Consider the following 20,399-nt stretch of genomic DNA (forward strand, 5'->3'; position numbering starts at 1 on the left):
CGTCGTGCCGCCGTTCACCGGCCACGTCAACCCGATGATCGGGGTGGCGGCCGAACTCGCCGCGCGCGGGCACCGGGTCGCGTGGGCGGGCGACGCGGACCTGCTCGGCGATCTCCTGCCGCCCGGGTCGGCTGTCCACCCCTGCGCCGGGCTGGACACCGCCAGACCCGCGGGGCTGCGCGGGTTCGCCGCCCTGAAACACCTGTGGGACAATGTCCTGCTGCCGCTGACCGAGGCGATGACACCCGGCGTGGAGGCCGCGCTGGACGCGGAGGACCCCGACGTGGTGGTCGCCGACCAGCAGGCGTTCGCGGGCGCGTTCGCCGCCGAGCGTCGGGGCCTGCCCTGGGTCACCTCGGCCACGACCTCGTCGGAGCTGATCGACCCCCTCGCCACGCTGCCCGCCGTGGCCGCGGGCATCGAGGAGCGGCTGACCGGGCTGCGGGCGCGGTTCGGCGCGCCGGGCGGCGTCGACCCGCGGTTCTCACCGCGCCTCACGCTCGCCTTCACCTCCGCCGCCCTGGTGCCGGGCGAGCCCACCGCCGCCGGTCCGGTCCGCTTCGTCGGTCCCGTTCCCCGGCCCGCCGAGCCGCACCCGTTCGACTTCGCCCGCCTGGACCCCGAACGCCCGCTGGTCTACGTCTCCCTGGGCACCGTCAACGACGACGCGGGCGCCCGCTTCCTCACCGAGTGCGCCGCGGCGCTTGCGGAGAGACCGCACCTGCAAGGGGTCATCGCCGACCCGGCGGGCGTCGTCACCGCGCCCCACGTGATCACCGCGGCCCGGCTTCCGCAGCAGGCCGTCCTCGACCGGGCCGCCGCGGTCGTCTGCCACGCGGGGCACAACACCGTCTGCGAGTCCCTGGCCCGCGGGCTGCCGCTGGTCGTCGCACCCATCCGCGACGACCAGCCCGTCATCGCCGAGCAGGTGACCGCGGCGGGCGCGGGCGTCCGGCTGCGGTTCGCCCACGCCACCGCGCGGCACATCGGGCAGGCCGTCGACGCCGTCGTCGCCGACCCGGCCCACCGCGCCGCCGCCCACCGCATCCGCGAGTCCTTCGCCGCGGCGGGCGGCGCGCCCGCGGCGGCGAACGCGCTGGAAGAGCTGCTTTAGCACAAACACATTTGTCCGCCCAGGCGGCCGCGCGCGACCGGGTTTGCGCGCTCCGGCCACACTTTTCGGCCGCCGTCGCCACATCCTTGACCCGCCCGTCACGCGGGTGCTTCATTCGGTGGAACGGGCGGAGGGAGCATGCGTCATGGTCGACGACTGCGTGGTCTATGAGACCACTGTGGACCACCCGAGGGCCGAGCTCTGGGCGGTGCTGGGCGAGCCCGCCCGCTACCCGAGATTCTTCCGCGGGATCAGCGGCTGCGACAAGCTGGCCCCCGCCTACTACGGCGCCCAGCCCGAGTACGCCATGCGGGCCTGCCTCGGCCCGGGCGAGGTGCTCGACCACCGGCTGCGCACCGTCATCCGCCGCACGGACGACCAGCTCGTGCTCGCGGGCGTGCCGGACACCGGCGGCTGGGTGTCGATCAAGCTGCAGGACGCCGAGCGCGGGCGCACCCAGATCAAGGTGGTCTTCTTCAAGCCGATGCTGCGCCACCGGCTCGGCGTCAGCTGGAGCGAGGCCCAGATCAAGCGGTGGGCCCGCGACGGCATCCGCCGGGTGTGCGACCACCTCGCGGGCGCCCCGGACCGGCTGCCCGAGCGCGACGGCGGCAAGGGCGGCAGGCTCGGCGCGCTGCGGGTCCTCGCCGCCGCTGGCGTCTTCTCGCCCACCCGCCCCGACCGCACCGCCCGGCAGCTGCGGGCGCTGGCCAAGTGGGGCTCGACCGTCGCGGGCGGGTACGGCGCTGCCGCCGCCCGCTCGGCCAAGCGCGCCGCCGTCATCGACGAGCGCGGCGTGAGCACCTTCCGGGACATCGACATCGGCAGCACTCAGCTGGCCCACGGCCTCACCGAGCTGGGCGTGCAGGCCCGCACCAAGGTCGCCGTGCTGGCCCGCAACCACGCCGCGCTGGTCCGCACGCTCGCCGCGTGCGCCAAGCTCGGGGCGGACACCGTGCTGCTCAACACCGGGCTGGCGGGCGCGCAGGTCGTCGACCTGCTGCGGACCCACCGCGTCACCGTGCTCGTCGCCGACGACGAGTTCGCCCCGCTGCTGCACGACATCCCGCCGGAGGTGACGCTGATCGGCTCCGGCGCGGTCGCCGACGTCGAGTTCGACGCCACCCTGGCCGCGCTCGCCGCCGACCAGCCCGCCGACCCGCTGCCCGCGCCGCGGCGGCCGGGCAGGCTCGTCGTGCTCACCTCGGGAACCAGCGGCACGCCCAAGGGGGCGCGCAGGCCGACGCCCGGCCTGCTCGACGCGGCGATGGTGCTCGCGGGCATCCCGTTGCGGGCCAACGAGCGCATCTTCGTCGCCGCCCCGATCTTCCACAGCTGGGGCCTGACCGCGCTGCAGATCGGCATGCCGCTGCGCGCCACGATGGTCCTGCGCAGGCGGTTCGACGCCGAGGCGACGCTGGCCGCGATCGAGGAGCACGGCTGCACGGCGCTGTTCGCCGTGCCGATCATGCTCCAGCGCATCCTGGCCCTGCCCGAGCGCGTGCGCGACCGCTACGACACCTCCAGCCTGCGCATCGTCGCCAGCAGCGGCTCGGCGCTGCCGCGCTCGCTGGTCACCGGCTTCATGGACGCCTTCGGCGACGTGCTCTACAACTTCTACGGCTCCACCGAGGTCTCCGCCGCGACCATCGCGAGCCCGCACGACCTGCGCGCGGCCCCCACGACGGCGGGCAAACCGCCGCCGGGGGCGCGCATCGCGCTGCTCGACCGCGACGGAGCCCAGGTGCCGCCGGGGGAGGTCGGCCGCATCTTCGTCGGCAACGACATGCTGTTCGACGGTTACCTCGACGGGGCGGAGCGCGAGGTGCGGCGCGGGCTGATGGACACCGGCGACCGCGGCTACCTCGACGCCGACGGGCGGCTGCACATCTGCGGCCGCGACGACGAGATGATCGTCTCCGGCGGCGAGAACGTCTTCCCGCGCCCGGTCGAGGAGGTGCTCACCGACCTCCCGCAGGTGGTGGAGGCCGCCGTCGTCGGCGTGCCGGACGCGGAGTACGGGCAGCGGCTGGCCGCCTACATCGTCGTGCGCGACGGGTGGCGGCTGGACGAGGACAGCGTGCGCGCCTATGTGCACCAGCGATTGGCCCGGTTCTCGGTCCCGCGCGATGTCGTCTTCGTCGACGAACTGCCGCGCAACCAGACGGGTAAAGTGCTCAAACGGGTGCTGGCCGACGGAGATGTCGCCGAACCGGCAGCCCTGCCGAACGTGGGATGACGAACGCGGGACCAGAATTTGTGCCACGGGTGACAAATTCTGGTCCCGCGTTTTTGCTGTCCGCGTATCTCCAGGTCACGGCCCGGTGTCGGGAGCGGTGTCGATGCCGGTCGACCACAAAGCCGATCACCGAAATGTGTGGTCGATGATAAATGAAAGGTCGATTCGGGCGGTCCGGGAAAGCGTCGTTGTCATGCTGGTAGCACGCTGGTAACGTCCGTTCGGCGAGGTCGATGTCGAGGTGTCGGCCCGATTCGCAATGGCATTCCCCCGGCAGCTGAATGGGCGTCCAATGAAGATATTCCGGTCTCGTCCGGCCCGCCGCCGCGCGCTGCTGGCGGCCGCGGTCGCCGCGGCCGTGGCCGCCGGGGTCGGCGTGGTCTCCGGGATGTCGCCTGCGACCGCGCGCCAGGACCCGGCGCAGGCGACGTTCCGCTGCGCGCTGCCCGACGGCGGCCAGGTCGACACTCCCGTCCAGGTGGGGCTGTCCGTGCCCGAGACGGTGACCGCGGGCGAGCCGCTGGCCGCCGAGCCGACGGTGGAGATCGCGCTGCCCGCCGACGCGGTGGCCGCGCTGCGCGCCGTGGGCGCGGAGACCATTGGCGGCTCGGCGACCGCGGAGTTCGCGCTGCGCCAGAACGGCGTGGACACCCCGCTGCCGCCCGCCGAGCTCGCCGCGGCGCCCTCGGCGCTGGCCGAGGGCGTCATCCTCGCGCTGAGCGGCCCCGCGGTCACCGCCGAGCCCGAGGAGGGCACGGCGGAGCTGGTCCTCGCCGGGCTGACCGCGCACCTGCGCGCGGGCGCCCCGGGCAAGGCGGACCAGGCCGTCGACTGCGACGCCTACCCCGGCGGCGAGACCCTGGGCAGCGCCGCCGTCACGGCCGCGCCCGCGCAGCGGCGGCAGCCGGTCGCGCCGATGGACGAGCCGTCGGCCAACGCGGGCCTGAAGGTCACCTTCGACGTCAACGCGGTGAACACCATCGCCAAGATCGGCGTCGACCTGTCGATCACCGGCGACCTGGTGACCTTCCTCGACCCGTTCGCGCCGCCGCCGTCCCCGGTCACCGGGACCCTGACGCTCGACCCGGTCAAGGACGCCTACCTGGTGGTCTTCCGCTTCATGCCGGTGCACAACGACATCGAGTTCAAGCCCGGCGCGGTCACCGGGACGGCCGAGATGGACATCACCGGGCAGCCGTGGAAGGCCAAGGTGGACACCGTCTCCGACATCGAGCTGCGCCTGCACCGCGTGCGCCAGGACGGGGTCGACCTCGCCGTGGGCGACAACTGCTGGACGGCAGGCCCGATGAAGGTGCCGCTCAAGGGCGACATCATCCTCGTCCCCGGCGCGACGTCGGAGTTCAAGACCAAGGCGGACCTGCCCGCGTTCACCGGCTGCGGCACGCGCGAGGACCTGGACCCGCTGATCACCGGGCTGGTGTCCGGGCCGGACAACCCGATGACGGTCAGGTTGACCCTCAAGTGCATCGAGACCAACTGCGGGTAGGCGTCGACCCAGGCTGTTCCCCGGTTCCGTGTTCGTGGAGGTGTGATGGGCGTCGAGGTGGCCGTCGAGGGGCTGAGCAAGTCCTTCGGCAGGCAGGCGATCTGGCGGGACGTGACGTTGACGCTGCCAGCCGGTGAGGTGAGCGTGCTGCTCGGCCCGTCCGGCACCGGCAAGTCGGTGTTCCTCAAGTGCCTGATCGGCCTGCTGCGCCCGGAGCGGGGCAGCGTGGTGATCGACGGCGTCGACCTGTGCGCGTGCGCCGAGCGCGACATGTACGAGATCCGCAAGCTGTTCGGCGTGCTGTTCCAGGACGGCGCGCTGTTCGGCTCGATGAGCATCTTCGACAACGTCGCGTTCCCGCTGCGCGAGCACACCCGCAAGTCCGAGACCGAGATCCGGCAGATCGTCATGTCCAAGATGGACATGGTCGGCATGCTCGGCGCCGAGCACAAGCTGCCCGGCGAGATCTCCGGCGGCATGCGCAAGCGCGCCGGGCTGGCCCGCGCGCTGGTCCTCGACCCGCAGATCATCCTGTGCGACGAGCCCGACTCCGGTCTCGACCCGGTCCGCACCGCGTACCTGAGCCAGCTGCTCATCGACCTCAACGCCCAGATCGACGCGACGATCCTCATCGTCACGCACAACATCAACGTGGCGCGGACGGTCCCGGACAACCTGGGCATGCTGTTCCGCAAGGAGCTGGTCATGTTCGGGCCCCGCGAGGTGCTGCTGACCAGCGACGAGCCGGTGGTGGCGCAGTTCCTCAACGGCCGCCGCATCGGCCCGATCGGCATGTCCGAGGAGAAGGACTCCGCGACGATGGCCGCCGAGCTGGCCCACCAGGCGGCGGGCCACGGCGACGGCAGCGGCCACGAGGACGTGCGCGGCATCGTCCCGCAGCTGGAGCCCACCCCCGGCCTGCCAGCCCGGCAGGCGGTGCGGCGCAGGCGCGCCCGCGTGCTGCAGATCCTCGACACGCTGCCGGAGAGCGCGCGGCACGGCATCATGGCCGAGCTGTCCCTTGAGGACTACGAGCGCTACCAGGACTGGCGCAGGCGCACCACCGGCATGGCCATGCCGCAGCCCATGCCCCAGCCGATGGCCCGCAGGCCGCTGCCGCCGCAGCCCGGCCCGGCCCAGCAGCGCCCGCCGCAGCCCGGCCCGGTCCACCCGAACCAGACCACCCCGCTGCCCCCGGCCCGCAGGCCGCGCCCGTGGCGCCGCGACGACCAGGGCGGGCGGGGATGAGCGCGCCCACCCGGGTCGGCCCGCCGGTCGGCGAGCCCGAGTACATCGAGCCGGGACCGCTGCAGCGCGGCAAGGCCAAGGTCGTCGGCGCGCTGCGCGAGTTCGGCAACATGTTCGCGATGGGCCTGGACGTGTTCTTCGGCCTGTTCCGGCGGCCGTTCCAGGTGCGGGAGTTCATCCAGCAGTTCTGGTTCATCGCCAGCGTCTCGATCATGCCCGCCGCGCTGGTGTCGATCCCGTTCGGCGCGGTGCTCACCCTGCAGCTGGGCTCGCTGACCGAGCAGATCGGCGCCGAGTCGTTCAACGGCGCGGCCAGCGTGCTCGCCGTCATCCAGCAGGCCAGCCCGGTGGTGACGACGCTGATCGTGGCGGGCGCAGGCGGCAGCGCCATCTGCGCCGACCTGGGCGCGCGGACCATCCGCGAGGAGATCGACGCCATGCGGGTGCTCGGCGTCTCGCCGATCCACCGGCTGGTCGTGCCCCGCGTGCTCGCCGCCATGGGCGTCGCGGCCCTGCTCAACGGCATGGTCAGCGTCGTCGGCGTGGCGGGCGGCTACTTCTTCAACGTCATCGTCCAGGGCGGGACGCCGGGCGCGTTCCTGGCCAGCTTCTCCGCCCTGGCCCAGCAGTCGGACCTGTGGGTGAGCGAGATCAAGGCGCTGATCTTCGGCTTCCTCGCGGGCCTGGTCGCCTCCTACCGGGGGCTCAACCCCAAGGGCGGCCCGAAGGGCGTCGGCGACGTGGTGAACCAGTCCGTGGTCATCACGTTCCTGCTGCTGTTCTTCGTCAACTTCGTGATCAGCGTGTTCTACCTGCAGCTCGTCCCGGCGAAGGGAGCATGAGGTGACGACGCTCAACCGGGCGCGCGCGGCCCTCGCCAGGCCGGGCACCGCGCTGGAGCGCCTCGGCGACCAGCTCGGCTTCTACCTGCGGGCGCTGGCGTGGATCCCGTTCACCATCACCCGGTACTTCCGCGAGGTGATCCGGCTGCTCGCCGAGGTCAGCTTCGGCAGCGGGGCGCTGGCCGTCATCGGCGGCACCATCGGCGTGATGCTGGGCATCTCGGTGTTCACCGGGACCGTGGTCGGCCTGCAGGGCTTCGCCGCGCTCGACCAGATCGGCACGTCGGCGCTGGCGGGCTTCCTGTCGGCCTACTTCAACACCCGGGAGATCTCGCCGCTGGTCGCGGGCCTTGCCCTGTCGTCGACGGTGGGCTGCGGGTTCACCGCGCAGCTGGGCGCCATGCGCATCTCCGAGGAGATCGACGCGCTCGAGGTCATGGCCGTGCGGTCGATGCCCTACCTGGTGACCACCCGGATCATCGCGGGCTTCATCGCGATCATCCCGCTCTACATCATCGGCCTGCTCACCTCCTACCTCGCCGCGCGGATGACGACGGTGTGGGTGTACGGGCAGTCGGCGGGCACCTACGACCACTACTTCTCGCTGTTCCTCCCGCCGGAGGACGTGGTCTGGTCGTTCGTCAAGGTGCTCGTGTTCAGCGTGGCGATCATCCTGTCGCACTGCTTCTACGGCTACCGCGCCGCGGGCGGCCCGGCGGGCGTCGGCGTGGCGGTGGGCCGCTCGGTGCGGACCGCGATCGTCGTCACGATGGTCCTGGACTTCTTCCTCAGCCTGGCGATCTGGGGCGCGACCACGACGGTGAAGGTGGCCGGATGAGGCGGCGCAGGAGCATCAGGCGGCGCAACCAGGCGATGGGCGTGGTGTTCATCCTCCTGCTCGGCGCACTCGGCTGGCTGACGATCGCCGTCTACAACAAGGACTTCGTCTCCACCGACATGGTGACGCTGCGCGCGGACCGGGCGGGCACGCAGCTGCGGCTCAACGCCGACGTCAAGGTGCGCGGCATGGTCGTCGGCGCGGTGCGCGAGATCCGCACCGACGGCGACGGCGTGGCCGTCGAGCTGGCGCTCGACCCGGACAAGGCCGAGCTGCTGCCCGCCAACGTCACCGCGCGGCTGCTGCCCAAGACCCTCTTCGGCCAGCGCTACGTCAGCCTGGTGCTGCCGGAGACCCCCGAGGGCATCCTCGACGAGGGCGACACGATCCGGCAGGACACCAGCGAGCGGGCCATCGAGATCGAGAAGGCGCTGCGCGACCTGCTGCCGGTGCTGCAGGCCGTGCAGCCGCAGAAGCTGGCCAGCACGCTCGGCGCGGTCTCCCAGGCGCTGGAGGGCCGCGGCGACCAGCTCGGCGAGACGCTGTCCCTGCTGGACGACTACCTCGCCGAGATCAACCCTGAGCTGCCGAAGATCAAGGAAGACATCACCAAGTTCGCGGACACGCTGGAGGTCTACGAGGAGGCCGCGCCGGACATCGTCGACGCCCTCGCCGGGCTGACCACGACGTCCAAGACGCTGGTGGAACAGCGCGACCAGCTCGGCAAGCTCTTCGCCACGCTCACCACCACCTCCGACGACCTCGACCGGTTCCTGCGCGGCAACCGGGAGACGCTGATCGGGCTGGCGAACAACAGCCGTCCCACGCTGGAGCTGCTGGCCAGGTACTCCCCGGAGTTCCCCTGCCTGACGCAGGCGGTCATGGCGCTCAAGCCGGACCTGGAGAAGGCGTTCGGCGTCGGCACCAACGAGCCCGGACTGCACGTGAAGCTGGATGTCAAGGAGTCGCGCGGGGCGTACCGGCCGGGTGCCGACCGCCCGCGCTACACCGCGGGCGGCGGGCCGCGCTGCTACCCCGGCGGGCTGGCCGCGGGCGCCACGGCGGCCGTCGCCACCCCCGCCTCGTACACGGAGGACGGTCTGGGTTTGCCGAACTCACCGCAGGAGAACGCGTTCGTGGGCGAGCTGGTCGCCGCGGCCGACGGGGGCGACCCCGCTGCGGTCGGCGGGTTCGGCTCGCTGCTGGTCGGGCCGCTGCTGCGCGGGGCGGAGGTGGAGCTGTCGTGATCAGCCTCGTCCGGCCGCTGGTCAAGGCCCTGATCTTCACCGTCGTCACCGTCCTGGCGACCGGCCTGCTGGCCATCACCATCGCCAACAAGGGCACCGACGACGCGGCCGTCTACCTCGCGCGGTTCACCGACGTCACCTCGCTCAACCCCGGCGACGACGTGCGCATGTCCGGCGTGCGCATCGGCCAGGTCGAGGACATCTCCGTCGTGGACGGCGCAGAGGGTGGTGGCGGGGTCGCCGAGGTGGAGTTCACCGTCGACCGGCGCTGGCCGCTCAGCGCGCAGGTCACCGCGACGCTGAAGTTCCGCAACCTCATCGGCCAGCGCTACATCAGCCTCGACCAGGGCCCGGCCTCGGCGGGCGGAGGCACGCTCGCCGAGGGCGCCACCATCCCGCTGGACCGCACCCGGCCCGCCCTCGACCTGACCGCCATGTTCAACGGCTTCAAGCCGCTGTTCCAGGCGCTCAACCCCGAGCAGGTCAACAAGCTGTCCATGGAGATCGTGCAGGTGCTTCAGGGCGAGGGCGGCACGGTGGACAGCCTGATCGCCCACATCGGCTCGCTGAGCACGACGCTGGCGGAGAAGGACGAGGTCATCGGCCGGGTCATCACCAACCTCAACACGGTGATCGGCCGCTTCGACGAGCGCGGCGACGAGCTGTCGAAGCTGATCGAGACGACCCAGCAGCTGGTGTCCGGGCTGGCCAAGGACGCGGTGCCGATCGGCGAGGCCATCCAGGGCCTCTCCGAGCTGACCACCGCCACCGCGGGCCTGCTCGCCGACGGGCGCGAGCCGCTGCGCCGCGACATCGAGGCCCTCGGCGCGCTGTCGAAGACGCTGGCCGACAACACCCCGGCGTTCGAGGCGTTCCTGAGCAACCTGCCGGTCAAGTACGAGACCATCGGCCGCACCGCGTCGTACGGGTCCTGGCTGAACCTCTACCTCTGCTCGATCACCACCGACGTCCCCCCGGCCCCCGGCCAGACGCCCGCCGACATCGGCCTGCCGGTCACCGATGCGAGGTGCCGCCCGTGAAGCCCTTCCGCGAACGCGACACCGTCAAGGTCGGCCTGGTCGGCGCGACCGTCATGGCGGTGCTCGGCCTGCTGGTGTTCACCTGGGAGAGCCTGCCGATCATCGGGGGCACGACCTACGTCGCGCACTTCCGCGAGGCGGCTGGCCTGAGCCCCGACGACGAGGTGCGGGTCGCGGGCGTCAAGGTGGGCAAGGTGACCGACGTGGAGCTGGAGAACTCCTACGTCAAGGTCTCCTTCCGCTCGCGGGGCGTCTGGCTGGGCGACCGCACCGTGGCCGCCATCCGCATCAAGACGCTGCTGGGCCAGAAGATGCTGGCCCTGGAGCCCGCGGGCGGCGCGGAGCTGGACCCGGGCACGCCCATCCCGCTGGAGCGCACGATCACCGCCTACGACGTCACCGAGGCGTTCGAGGACCTGGCGAACACCGTCAGCGACATCGACACCGAGAGCCTGGCGGAGAGCTTCGACACCCTCTCCGAGACGTTCTCGGCGACGACGCCGCAGGAGGTGCGCACCGCGCTGGAGGGCATGTCCGCGCTGTCGCGCACGGTCGCCACCCGCGACGAGGAGCTGCGCAAGCTGCTGGAGCACTCCGCGGGCGTCGGCAAGATCCTCGCCGAGCGCACCGACCAGTTCAACGCCCTGCTCGACGACGGCGCCGTGCTGCTGACCGAGTTCGCCAACCGCCGCGAGGCCATCGGCGCGCTGCTGCGCGGCACGCGGGACCTCTCCGCCCAGCTCAAGGCGCTGGTGCAGGAGAACCAGGCGCAGATCGGGCCCGCGCTGACCCAGCTGGACCGGGTCGCCGAGGTGCTGCAGCGCAACCAGGCGAACCTGGACAAGGCGCTGAAGCTCGCCGGACCGTTCTACCGGCTGGTGGGCAACGCGGTGGGCAACGGCCGCTGGATCGACACCTACATCTGCGGCCTGATCCCGGCCGCCGACGGCACCGCGGGCTGCGTCCCGCCGAGGCGGTGAGGGGCATGGCCGAGAAGACGAGGAAGATGGGCAAGGCGACCAAGGTCGCCAGGCCGCCGAGGGTCCGCAAGCCGAGGAAGGCGAACCCGTGGATCGCGCGCGGTGCGCTGCTCGCCGTCGTGGCGATCGTGGTCGCGGCGGGCACGTGGGCGATCGCGGGCCGCGGCGACGTGCGCAGGCTGACGGCGTACTTCACCGCAGCCGTCGGCCTCTACCCCGGCTCGGACGTGCGGGTGCTCGGCGTGCAGGTCGGCACCGTCGACAGCGTCACCCCGCAGGGCGCGTCGGTGCGGGTGGAGATGACCGTCGACGCCGAGGCCCCCATCCCGGCCGACGCCAACGCGCTCGTCGTCACCCCCAGCCTGGTCTCCGACCGGTACGTGCAGCTCAGTCCCGTGTGGACGGCCGGGGACAAGATCGCCGACGGCGCGGTCATCCCGGTCCCGCGCACCCAGGTGCCCGTCGAGCTGGACGAGCTGTTCGCCAGCCTGGACCGGCTCACCACCGCGCTCGGGCCCGACGGCGCCAACGCCGACGGCGCGCTCAGCGAGCTGCTGCGCACGGGCGCGGAGTACCTGGGCGGCAACGGCGCGGCCACCGGGCAGACGATCCGCGACCTCGGCGACCTCGCCCGCACGCTCAACGGCTCCCAGGAGGACCTGTTCGCCACGATCGACGGCCTGCACAAGTTCACCGCGATGCTGGCCAAGAACGACGAGCAGGTCCGCGAGGTCAACGAGCAGCTGGCCATCGTCACCGAGTTCCTGGTCAACGAGCGCACGACGTTCGACCAGGCGCTGTCGGAGCTGGCCTCGGCGCTGGAGACGGTCGAGGTGTTCATCAGGGACAACCGGGCGCTGCTGAAGTCCAACGTGGAGAAGCTGACCGGGGTGACCCAGGTGCTGGTCGACCAGCGCGCGTCGCTCGCCGAGGCGCTGGACACCGTGCCCAACGCGCTGACCAACCTGCTCGGCGCCTACGACCCGGCCACCCGCACCATCGACGGCCGGGCCAACCTCACCGAGTTCTCCGCGTCGGCCCCCCGCGCCTTCCCCCTGCCCGCGACCGACGACCCCGGAGGCCGCTGATGCGCGCCGCACGGCTGACCGCCGCCCTGCTGGCCGGGCTCACCGCCACCGGCTGCGGGGCCGGACTCTACGACGTCGACCTGCCCGGCGGCGCCGACCTCGGCGACCACCCGTACCAGGTGACCGTCCACTTCCGCGACGTGCTGGACCTGGTCCCGCAGTCCGCGGTGAAGGTGGAGGACGTGCCGGTCGGGCGGGTCGAGGCGATCACGCTGTCCGCCGACGGCCGCACCGCCGTGGTGTCGCTGTCGGTCAACGGCGAGATCCGGCTGGCCGCCAACGCCTACGCCCGGTTGCGCCAGTCCAGCGTCCTCGGCGAGAAGTTCGTCGAGCTCGACGACCCCGACGACGACGCCAGGATCGGCACGCTCGCCGACGGCGCGGTCATCCCGGTCGAGCGCACCAACCGCAACCCGGAGATCGAGGAGGTCTTCGGCGCGCTGTCGCTGCTGCTCAACGGCGGCGGCATCGGGCAGCTCCAGCTGATCACCCAGGAGCTGAACAACGCGCTGGAGGGCCGCGAGTCCGACATCAAGTCGCTGCTGAAGAACCTGGACACCTTCGCCGGGCAGCTCGACTCGCACCGCGCGGAGATCGTCAGGGCGATCGAGGGCATGGACCGGCTGGCCGCCGACCTCGGCCCGCGCGGGGACCAGATCACCGCGCTGCTGGAGGGGCTGGGGCCGGGCATCGAGGTGCTGGCGAGCCAGCGCGAGCAGTTCGTGACCATGCTGAAGTCGCTCGACCGGCTCTCCGGCGTCGCCGTCGACGTGGTCGAGCGCTCGAAGGACGACCTGGTCGCCGACCTGCGGGCGCTGGAGCCGACGCTGCGCGAGCTGACCAAGGCCGGTCAGCAGCTGCCGCAGGCGATGGAGGTGCTGTTCACCTTCCCCTTCACCGACAAGGCGATGGCGGCGGTGCGCGGCGACTACATCAACTCCTACCTGTCGTTCAGCGCCCAGTCGCCCGTGCCGGGCGCCGCCGCGCTGCCGCTTCCCCCAGTGGATGGAGGTGAGGGCTGATGCTGACCAAGCGGGTCCGGATCCAGGTCGTGGCGTTCGTCGTGATCGCCTTGGTGGGCGTGTCGTACGTGGGCGCGCGCTATGTCGGCCTCGACCGGCTGTTCGGCGGCTCCGGCTACACCGTGCACCTGCGGCTGGACCACTCCGGCGGCATCTTCACCAACGCCGAGGTGACCTACCGCGGCGTGGCCATCGGCCGGGTCGGCGACCTGACCCTGCTGGGCGACGGCATCGAGGTCGACCTGCTGCTGGACCCGGACGCCCCGGTGATCCCCGCCAGCGTCCAGGCCGTGGTGGCCAACCGGTCGGCGGTGGGCGAGCAGTACGTCGACCTGCGCCCGACGCGCGACGGCGAGCCGTACCTTGCCGACGGGTCGATCATCTCCTCCGACCGCGCCCAGCTGCCGCTGCCCACCGAGACCGTCCTGCGCAACCTGGATCGGCTGGTGGAGTCCGTGCCGCGCGAGGAGCTGCGGACCGTCGTCGACGAGATGTACCTGGCGACCGAGGGCGCGGGACCGGCGCTGCAGGCGCTGCTGGACTCCTCGGCGGAGTTCACGAAGATGGCCACGGAGTACCTGCCGCAGACCACCGCGCTGATCACCGACGCCGGGACGGTGCTGACGACGCAGGTGGAGACCTCGGAGTCCATCAAGGGCTTCGCCGAGGGCAGCAAGCTCATCGCCGAGCAGCTGGTGAAGTCCGACGGGGACCTGCGCACCGTGCTGCAGAAGGCGCCTGGCGCGGCCGAGCAGATCAGCGGGCTGCTGGCCGAGACCGGGCCCAACCTGGGCATCGTGCTGGCCAACCTGCTGACGACGTCGAACGTGCTGGTCACCCGGCAGGCGGGGATCGAGCAGATGCTCGTGGTGACGCCCAAGGCGGTGGCCGCCGCGCGCGACGTCATCCGGCCCGACGGCGCCCACTTCGGGCTGGCGACGACGTTCTTCACGCCGCTGCCGTGCACCGCGGGCTATGGCGGCACCCGCTACCGCAACGGCCTGGACACCTCCGGCGCGCCGCTGAACACCGACGCGCGCTGCACGCTCGCGCCGGGCGCGGGCAACGTGCGGGGCTCGCAGAACGTCCCGCGCGGCGGGGTCCCGCCCGCGGTCAAGCCGTTCACCTACGGGGCGACCGCGACGGTCCCGCAGCCGCGCCCCGCGCCCGCGATGACCGACAGCGTGGGCGGACTGCTGGGATTGGAGGGATCGCGATGAGCACGCTTGCCCGAGGGCGTTTCCGGGTGCTGGCCATGGCCGTGTTCGCCGTGGCGGTGGCGTTCGCGGTGTTCGGGGGAGTGCGGTGGTGGACGGCGTCGGCCGACGTGGACAGCGACCAGGCCGCCATGCGCGATGAGGCCCTGCGCAGCGCGACCGCGGCCGTGGAGACGTTCAACACCCTCGACCACCGCAATGTCGACGAGGGCCTGGACCGCTGGCTGTCGGCCGCCACGGGCCCGCTCGCCGACGAGCTGCGCGCCACCAGGGACGCCAGCCGGGAGCGCATCGTCAAGGCGGGCACGGCGACCCAGGGCAAGGTCGTCGACGCCGCCGTGACCGAACTGGACCCGGCGGACGGCACCGCCGCGGTGATCGCCTCGGTCGAGGTGGTGGTCACCCCGGAGACCGGGGACGCCGTGACCAAGCGCGTCCGCTTCACCGCCCAGATGACCAAGACGGACCGGGGATGGCTGCTCAGCGGCATCGCCCAGGTGCCGACGAGCCCGGTGTAAGGAGGCGATCCCGATGCGCAGCACCCGGACCCCGGTGGCCCCCCGCCCGCGCCGCCCCCAGGTGGCGGGCATCCGCCGCCCGCGTACGACGTCCACAGTGGAGCGGACGGCCGGCTCGGCCGCTGTCGAGGACGACGCGACTGAGGACGGTGCGGTCGCCGACTCGGCCGTGGACAGTGCAATCGGCGACCCGGCTGGGGACAGTGAGGTCGACTCCGCTGTCGTGGAGGACCCGGCCGTCGCTGAGGCCGATGAGTCGGACGACCGCGACGAGGACGCGGCCCCGCGCCGCGGCCTGCGCCTGCCGATCGTCCTGCTGGTCGTGTCGGCGCTGCTGGTCGCCTGCGGCGTGCTCGCCGTGCTGCGGGCCGATCAGCTCCGCGCCGACGCCAACGTGGCCCTGGTCGACACCGCCGGGACCGCCGAGGTGACCCGCCAGGTCCGCGAGGGCCTGGAGAAGATCTTCAGCTACCGCCACGACGACACCGCCGCCACCGAGACCGCCGCCCGCGAGGTCCTGACGGGAGCGGCGTCCGAGCAGTACGACCGCCTGTTCGCCCAGGTCCGGGAGCAGGCCCCCGCACAACGCCTCACCCTGGCCACGCGGGTGGTCAGCTCGGGCGTCGTGAGCCTCAACGACCACACCGCCGTCCTCCTCGTCTTCCTCGACCAGAGCGCGCTCCGCGGCGACACCGGCGAGGCGACCACCGCGGGCGCCCAACTCTCCGTCACCGCCGTCCTCACCGACGGCAAGTGGCGCATCAGCGACCTCGTCCCCCGCTGACCCGACCCCGCCCACCCGCCGACCCCGCCCACCCACCGACCCCCGCCCACCCACCGACCCCGACCCCGACCCCGCCCACGCCCGCCGACCCCGCCCACCCACCGACCCCGCCCGATCCCTGCGCGGCCCTGGCACCGACCGCCTCGACGCCGCATCGGTGCCACTCGACTCGACAGGCGCAATCGGTCCGGCGTGCTTGGGTCGGCGGTCGCGCGGCCCTGGTCGGCCACCATCCGGTCCGGTTCCTCTCGGTGCCCGGTGGCCCATGGACCGCGGGCGGCACCGGCGTTCCCTGACGTCAGCTCGCGACTGGGCCTCCTCGGCCTCGGGGCCTCGGGTCCGCCGGGCGGCAGGCGGCTCGCTCGTCAGGCACGTCGGCATCGGGTCCCAGCGACTCGCGGACAGCACCTTCCTGACCCTCCCCGGCTGGCTTGCCGGTCGTGGTCTCCCGCCGAACGGGGGTTCGGCGGGTTCCGGGCAACGGGGCCCGGATCGCGCATCAGCCCTGGCGGCGGCCGGTTCGCCGCCGGGTGAGCCTCGCGCGTGCCGGGCGGGCCGGTCCGTGGGACCGGCCCGCCTCGGTCGGGACCGGCGAGCGGGTGGGCGGGCGTCAGCGCCCACCCACCCGTCCCGGTCCCTCCCGTCAGACCGAGATCCTGCCCGCGCCCGCCCCGGCGCTCACCGAGGACTTGACGGTGGCGGCGTTCTCCAGGGTGTAGGAGTAGGGGATGGGCGCCACGCTGCCCCCGGACTCCGGCGTGCCGGAGCCGACGAAGACGTTGTTGCGCTGCACGAGCGCGCCCGGGTCGGAGCTGGCGTAGCCGACCAGGGTGGGCTCGTCGACGTTCTCGAAGTAGTTGCCCTCAACCAGCACCCCGGCGTCCATCGTGGAGGCGACGCCGTACTCGTTGTCGCGGTAGTAGTTGTTGAACACGTGCACGGGGTTGCCGAACCGCACACGCGGGTGGCGGGTGCCGGAGCCGTCGAAGTAGTTGTGGTGGTAGGTCACCCGCAGGTGCCCGCGGTCCTGGCTGCCGTTGCCGTCGCTGTGGCCCAGCAGCATCGACTTGTCGTGGCTGGAGATCCGGTTCCACGACACGGTGATGAAGTCGGACGCCCGCTTGATGTCCACCGCGCCGTCGTAGCCGCTGCTGAACGAGTTGTGGTCGACCCAGATGTTGGTCGAGCCGGACTCGATGTTGATCGCGTCGTCATCCCAGTCGCGGAAGGTCAGGTTGCGGATGATGACGTTGCGCGACCCGCTCAGCGTCAGGCCGCAGCCGGAGATCGTCGCCCCGGACGCGCCCAGGATCGTCTTGTTGGAGCCGACGCGGAGCATGCCGGAGCAGGAGAACGACGAGGTGACGCGGACGACGGCCGGGTTCGTGCCGCTGACGGCCGACGACAGCGCCGACGCGCTGCCGACGGTGACCGCTGTGGCGCTGCCACCGCCGGTGGTGCCGCCGTTCTGCGTCGCCCAGCCGATCAGGCCGCTGGGCGGGGGCGGGTTGTTCGTCGTCGTGGTCGTCGTGGTGGTTGTTGTCGTGGTGGTGGTCGTGCTGGTCGGGACGGTCTCACCCGTGCACACCGTCCCGTTGAGCCGGAACTCCGTCGGAGCCGGGTTGCTGCCCTGCCACGTGCCGTTGAACCCGGGCGTGACCGATGCGCCGGTGGCGAGGCTGGAACCCCAGCCCGGGTTGGTGACCCGCACCCGCGACCCGCTCTGGCTGAACTCCCCGTTCCAGCCCTGCTGCACGGTCTGGCCTGCGCCGAACTCCCACTCCAGCGTCCAGCCGCCGGAGATGGCGTCGCCGAGGTTGGTCACGGTGACGTTCGCGCCGAAGCCGCCCGGCCACTGGCCCGAGAGGGTGTAGCTGACCCGGCAGCCCGCCGCCGCGCTGGCGGGCGCGGACACCAGCACCAGACCGGCGCCGACCGCGGCCACTGTGGACAGCGCGGCTATCCCGGCCAGCCGACGGGGAACACTCCGCTTGTGCGAACTCATGCGTCGCCTCCTTGCGAAACACAGGGTTGGGGACCGCCGGGGGTGGGGAGCGCTCTCAGTAGCGTCACGATGGCGGGGCCATGACGCGCCTGCCGGGAGAAAGCGCTTTCTGGAAGCGCTTACAGCAGGCTAGACCATTCCGTTACTTCCCCGCAAGGGTCAGAGTGGGCGCACTGCGGCGCGCGGCTTCCGAGCAGGGAACACGTTGTCCCACATCGCGGTTGCGCGCGGTTACAGGCGCGCCACGCTGTCGCGCACCACGACGTCGGCGGGCATGCGCACCACGCGGCTGCGTTTGCCCCGGTTGTCGCGGATGGCCAGGCGCATCGCCTGCTCGCCGAGCTGTTCGAGGGGGAGCGCGACCGTCGTCAGCGCGGGCGTCAGGTCCCGCACGACGGGGATGTCGTCGAAGCCTGCCAGGGAGATGTCGTCGGGCACCGACACGCCCGCCTCGCGCGCGGCGGTGAGCGCGCCGATGGCCATCACGTCGGTCACCGCGAACACGCACGTGACGTCGCGCCTGCGGGCCAGCAGCTCGCGCATCGCGGCGTGGCCGCCGTCGCGGGTGAAGCCGGACTCGATCACGTCGTCGTCGGCGAGTGCGATCCCGGCGTCGGCCAGGGCGTCGCGGAACCCGTCGAGCCGGTCGACCACTGTGGTCAGCCGCCGCGGCCCGGCCAGCACGGCGAAGCGGCGGTGGCCGAGGTCCAGCAGCGCCCTGGCGAGGTCGGCCGCGCCCGCCCGGTTGTCCGGCTGGACGCTGTCGACGCGCAGGCTGCGGTGCCTGCTGACCACGGCGACCTGCCCGCCGCCGCGCCGGTAGGGCTCCAGCTCCGCGGCCAGGGCGCGCTCCCAGGCGCGGTCCTCGAACCCGGAGCCGATCAGCAGGATCGCCGAGGCCCGCTGCGCGCGCAGCATCGACACGTAGGCGATCTCCTTCTGCGGATCGCGGAACGTGCTGGCGAGCATCACCAGCAGGTCGTTCTCCCCGGCCACCCGCATGACGCCGCGCGCGATCGTGGCGAAGTAGGGGTCGCTCACGTCGTGGCAGATGACGCCGACCGTCTGGTGCGACGAGCCCGCCAGCGCGCGGGCGTGGGCGTTGGGCGTGTAGGCCAGTTCCTCGGCGGCGGCCAGGACCCGGTCGCGCAGGGTGGGCCCCACGCTGGTGGCGCCGTTGAGCGCCCGGGAGGCCGTGGCCAGCGACACCTGCGCGGTGCGGGCGACGTCCTCCAGCGTCACGTGGGGTCTGCCGGTCATGCCTGTACTCCCGAGTGGTCTCCTGCTAACACTCTAGATCGGTCCACGCCCCGTCGACGCGTCTGGGCAGGCCGAGCGGGTTGTCCTCGCGCAGCGCGCGGGGCAGCACGGCGGGCGGGCAGTCCTGGTAGCAGACCGGACGCAGCCAGCGCGCGATCGCGTGCGCGCCGACGGAGGTGTGCGCCGCCGAGGTGGTGGCGGGCCACGGGCCGCCGTGGTGCTGGGCCCAGGAGACCGCGACGCCGGTCGGCCACCCGTTCCACACCAGCCGCCCGGCGCGCTCCCGCAGCGCGGCCACCACGGGCGCCAGCGCCGCGATGTCGGCGGGCTCGGCGTGCACGGTGGCGGTCAGGCTGCCGGGCAGCGCGGCGACGGCGCGGGGGAGGTCGTCGTCGGTGTAGTGGACGAGCAGGCAGGCGGGGCCGAAGACCTCCTCGGTCGCCTCGGGGCGCGCGGCGAGGAAGTCGACGTCGGCGAGGAACAGCACGGGCTCGGCGTCGGGCCCGTCCTGCTGGCGACCGGCGATGATCCGGTCGGCGCGGCGGCGGACGCCCTGGTGGAACCCCTCGGCGATGGCCGGGGTGAGCATCCGCCCGCCCCCGGCGAGCCGGTCGGCGATGACGGTCTCCAGCCCGGAGCCTGCGGGGATCAGCACGATCCCCGGCTTGGTGCAGAACTGCCCGACGCCGAGCGTGAACGAGGCGACGAGCCCATCCGCGATCTCCCGGGGTCGTGCGGCAGCGGCGGCCCGGGTGACCACCACCGGGTTCACGCTGCCCAACTCGCCGTGGAAGGGGATCGGGTCGGGCCGCCCGCTGGCCAGGTCGAACAGCGCCCGACCGCCGGTGACGGACCCGGTGAACCCGACCGCCCGGATGTCGGGGTGGGTCACCAGGGCGCGCCCCGCATCCAGCCCCTCGACCATGGCGAAGACCCCCGGCTCCAGTACGGAGTGGACAACCTCAGCGAGCCGCCGGGAGAGCTCGGGATGCCCCGGATGCGCCTTCACCACCACCGGACACCCGGCCGCCAGCGCGGACGCGGTGTCCCCACCGACGACCCCGAACGCGAACGGGAAGTTGCTGGCCGCGAACACCGCGACCGGCCCCACGGGTTCGAGAACACTCCGCAGATCCGGCCGAGGCGGGGTGGTGGTCGGGTCCGCGTGGTCGATGGTGGCCCGCAGATAGGACCCTTCCCGAAGGACGTCGGCGAACAGCCGGAACTGCCCGCTGGCCCGCGCCAACTCGCCGACCAACCGCCCCTCACCAAGCGACGTTTCCGCATCCGCAAGGGGAACCAGCTCCCCCCGCGCGTTGTCGAGTGCGTCGGCGACGGCAAGAAGCATCCGCCCCCGCTCCACCGGATCCATTCCCGCCAACCACGACGAGACCGCGACGGCGGGACCGAGAGGAAGAGATGAGGTCATGAGCAGCTTCCGTGTCGAGGT

The 20,399-nt window shown here is 72.5% G+C and carries 17 protein-coding genes; 14 read left to right on the plus strand and 3 right to left on the minus strand.

Annotation, left to right across the window (positions count from 1 at the left end):
• The first annotated feature begins 34 nt into the window (after nucleotides 1-34).
• The 14 genes from IEY98_RS24300 (at nucleotide 35) to IEY98_RS24365 (ending at nucleotide 15,684) form a co-directional block, all read left to right on the plus strand.
• Nucleotides 35-1,114: a glycosyltransferase gene (locus tag IEY98_RS24300; RefSeq protein ID WP_229787361.1), complete on the plus strand. Its 1,080-nt coding sequence runs from the start codon at nucleotides 35-37 to the stop codon at nucleotides 1,112-1,114.
• A gap of 145 nt (nucleotides 1,115-1,259) precedes the next feature.
• Entirely contained in the window at nucleotides 1,260-3,353 is a 2,094-nt protein-coding gene (locus IEY98_RS24305) for an AMP-binding protein (protein WP_189212911.1), read from the plus strand.
• 292 nt (nucleotides 3,354-3,645) lie between these two features.
• Complete coding sequence (locus tag IEY98_RS24310; RefSeq protein WP_189212912.1) at nucleotides 3,646-4,860, plus strand: DUF6801 domain-containing protein; 1,215 nt, start codon at nucleotides 3,646-3,648, stop codon at nucleotides 4,858-4,860.
• A gap of 45 nt (nucleotides 4,861-4,905) precedes the next feature.
• Nucleotides 4,906-6,108 carry an ATP-binding cassette domain-containing protein gene (locus IEY98_RS24315; RefSeq protein WP_189212913.1) on the plus strand — a complete coding sequence of 401 codons (1,203 nt, stop codon included), beginning with the start codon at nucleotides 4,906-4,908 and terminating at the stop codon, nucleotides 6,106-6,108.
• 110 nt (nucleotides 6,109-6,218) lie between these two features.
• Nucleotides 6,219-6,950 carry an MlaE family ABC transporter permease gene (locus IEY98_RS24320; RefSeq protein WP_229787362.1) on the plus strand — a complete coding sequence of 244 codons (732 nt, stop codon included), beginning with the start codon at nucleotides 6,219-6,221 and terminating at the stop codon, nucleotides 6,948-6,950.
• Nucleotide 6,951: 1 nt separating this feature from the next.
• A complete protein-coding gene (locus tag IEY98_RS24325; protein WP_189212915.1) occupies nucleotides 6,952-7,788 on the plus strand; it encodes an MlaE family ABC transporter permease in 837 nt (278 codons plus the stop codon).
• Nucleotides 7,785-9,035, plus strand: coding sequence for an MCE family protein (locus IEY98_RS24330; RefSeq protein WP_189212916.1), 1,251 nt, complete (start codon nucleotides 7,785-7,787; stop codon nucleotides 9,033-9,035). Before IEY98_RS24325 ends, IEY98_RS24330 begins: the two co-directional genes overlap by 4 nt.
• Complete coding sequence (locus IEY98_RS24335) at nucleotides 9,032-10,075, plus strand: MCE family protein (protein ID WP_189212917.1); 1,044 nt, start codon at nucleotides 9,032-9,034, stop codon at nucleotides 10,073-10,075. Before IEY98_RS24330 ends, IEY98_RS24335 begins: the two co-directional genes overlap by 4 nt.
• Nucleotides 10,072-11,055, plus strand: a complete 984-nt coding sequence (locus IEY98_RS24340; protein ID WP_189212918.1) for an MCE family protein — start codon at nucleotides 10,072-10,074, stop codon at nucleotides 11,053-11,055. Before IEY98_RS24335 ends, IEY98_RS24340 begins: the two co-directional genes overlap by 4 nt.
• 5 nt (nucleotides 11,056-11,060) lie before the next feature.
• Nucleotides 11,061-12,143, plus strand: coding sequence for an MCE family protein (locus IEY98_RS24345; protein WP_229787337.1), 1,083 nt, complete (start codon nucleotides 11,061-11,063; stop codon nucleotides 12,141-12,143).
• The gene (locus tag IEY98_RS24350) at nucleotides 12,143-13,165 is read left to right on the plus strand and encodes an MCE family protein (RefSeq protein ID WP_189212919.1); all 1,023 of its coding nucleotides are present in this window, start codon (nucleotides 12,143-12,145) and stop codon (nucleotides 13,163-13,165) included. The genes IEY98_RS24345 and IEY98_RS24350 overlap by 1 nt, the downstream gene beginning before the upstream one ends.
• Nucleotides 13,165-14,385, plus strand: a complete 1,221-nt coding sequence (locus IEY98_RS24355; protein ID WP_189212920.1) for an MCE family protein — start codon at nucleotides 13,165-13,167, stop codon at nucleotides 14,383-14,385. The genes IEY98_RS24350 and IEY98_RS24355 overlap by 1 nt, the downstream gene beginning before the upstream one ends.
• Nucleotides 14,382-14,900, plus strand: a complete 519-nt coding sequence (locus IEY98_RS24360) for a hypothetical protein (RefSeq protein WP_189212921.1) — start codon at nucleotides 14,382-14,384, stop codon at nucleotides 14,898-14,900. Before IEY98_RS24355 ends, IEY98_RS24360 begins: the two co-directional genes overlap by 4 nt.
• Nucleotides 14,901-14,913: 13 nt before the next feature.
• The gene (locus IEY98_RS24365; protein WP_189212922.1) at nucleotides 14,914-15,684 is read left to right on the plus strand and encodes a nuclear transport factor 2 family protein; all 771 of its coding nucleotides are present in this window, start codon (nucleotides 14,914-14,916) and stop codon (nucleotides 15,682-15,684) included.
• A 643-nt stretch (nucleotides 15,685-16,327) separates the two neighbouring features.
• Here IEY98_RS24365 and IEY98_RS24370 read toward each other — a convergent pair.
• The 3 genes from IEY98_RS24370 to IEY98_RS24380 all read right to left on the minus strand — a co-directional run bounded on the left by IEY98_RS24370 (nucleotide 16,328) and on the right by IEY98_RS24380 (nucleotide 20,378).
• Nucleotides 16,328-17,689: a pectate lyase family protein gene (locus IEY98_RS24370; RefSeq protein ID WP_189212923.1), complete on the minus strand. Its 1,362-nt coding sequence runs from the start codon at nucleotides 17,687-17,689 to the stop codon at nucleotides 16,328-16,330.
• A 231-nt stretch (nucleotides 17,690-17,920) separates the two neighbouring features.
• Nucleotides 17,921-18,949 (minus strand): LacI family DNA-binding transcriptional regulator, encoded by a 1,029-nt coding sequence (locus tag IEY98_RS24375; protein ID WP_189212924.1) that lies wholly within the window; start codon nucleotides 18,947-18,949, stop codon nucleotides 17,921-17,923.
• 25 nt (nucleotides 18,950-18,974) lie between these two features.
• A complete protein-coding gene (locus IEY98_RS24380; protein ID WP_189212925.1) occupies nucleotides 18,975-20,378 on the minus strand; it encodes an aldehyde dehydrogenase (NADP(+)) in 1,404 nt (467 codons plus the stop codon).
• Nucleotides 20,379-20,399 lie beyond the last annotated feature (21 nt).

The organism is Actinokineospora fastidiosa, from assembly GCF_014648415.1.
GTDB lineage: Bacteria > Actinomycetota > Actinomycetes > Mycobacteriales > Pseudonocardiaceae > Actinokineospora > Actinokineospora fastidiosa.

Excerpts from the sequence above, each read along its gene's own strand:
- IEY98_RS24300 (WP_229787361.1), top strand. The coding sequence starts at position 35 with ATGATCGGGGTGGCGGCCGAACTCGCCGCGCGCGGGCACCGGGTCGCG.
- IEY98_RS24305 (WP_189212911.1), top strand. The coding sequence starts at position 1,260 with ATGGTCGACGACTGCGTGGTCTATGAGACCACTGTGGACCACCCGAGG.
- IEY98_RS24310 (WP_189212912.1), top strand. The coding sequence starts at position 3,646 with ATGAAGATATTCCGGTCTCGTCCGGCCCGCCGCCGCGCGCTGCTGGCG.
- IEY98_RS24315 (WP_189212913.1), top strand. The coding sequence starts at position 4,906 with ATGGGCGTCGAGGTGGCCGTCGAGGGGCTGAGCAAGTCCTTCGGCAGG.
- IEY98_RS24320 (WP_229787362.1), top strand. The coding sequence starts at position 6,219 with ATGTTCGCGATGGGCCTGGACGTGTTCTTCGGCCTGTTCCGGCGGCCG.
- IEY98_RS24330 (WP_189212916.1), top strand. The coding sequence starts at position 7,785 with ATGAGGCGGCGCAGGAGCATCAGGCGGCGCAACCAGGCGATGGGCGTG.
- IEY98_RS24345 (WP_229787337.1), top strand. The coding sequence starts at position 11,061 with ATGGCCGAGAAGACGAGGAAGATGGGCAAGGCGACCAAGGTCGCCAGG.
- IEY98_RS24350 (WP_189212919.1), top strand. The coding sequence starts at position 12,143 with ATGCGCGCCGCACGGCTGACCGCCGCCCTGCTGGCCGGGCTCACCGCC.
- IEY98_RS24355 (WP_189212920.1), top strand. The coding sequence starts at position 13,165 with ATGCTGACCAAGCGGGTCCGGATCCAGGTCGTGGCGTTCGTCGTGATC.
- IEY98_RS24360 (WP_189212921.1), top strand. The coding sequence starts at position 14,382 with ATGAGCACGCTTGCCCGAGGGCGTTTCCGGGTGCTGGCCATGGCCGTG.
- IEY98_RS24365 (WP_189212922.1), top strand. The coding sequence starts at position 14,914 with ATGCGCAGCACCCGGACCCCGGTGGCCCCCCGCCCGCGCCGCCCCCAG.
- IEY98_RS24370 (WP_189212923.1), bottom strand. The coding sequence starts at position 17,689 with ATGAGTTCGCACAAGCGGAGTGTTCCCCGTCGGCTGGCCGGGATAGCC.
- IEY98_RS24375 (WP_189212924.1), bottom strand. The coding sequence starts at position 18,949 with ATGACCGGCAGACCCCACGTGACGCTGGAGGACGTCGCCCGCACCGCG.
- IEY98_RS24380 (WP_189212925.1), bottom strand. The coding sequence starts at position 20,378 with ATGACCTCATCTCTTCCTCTCGGTCCCGCCGTCGCGGTCTCGTCGTGG.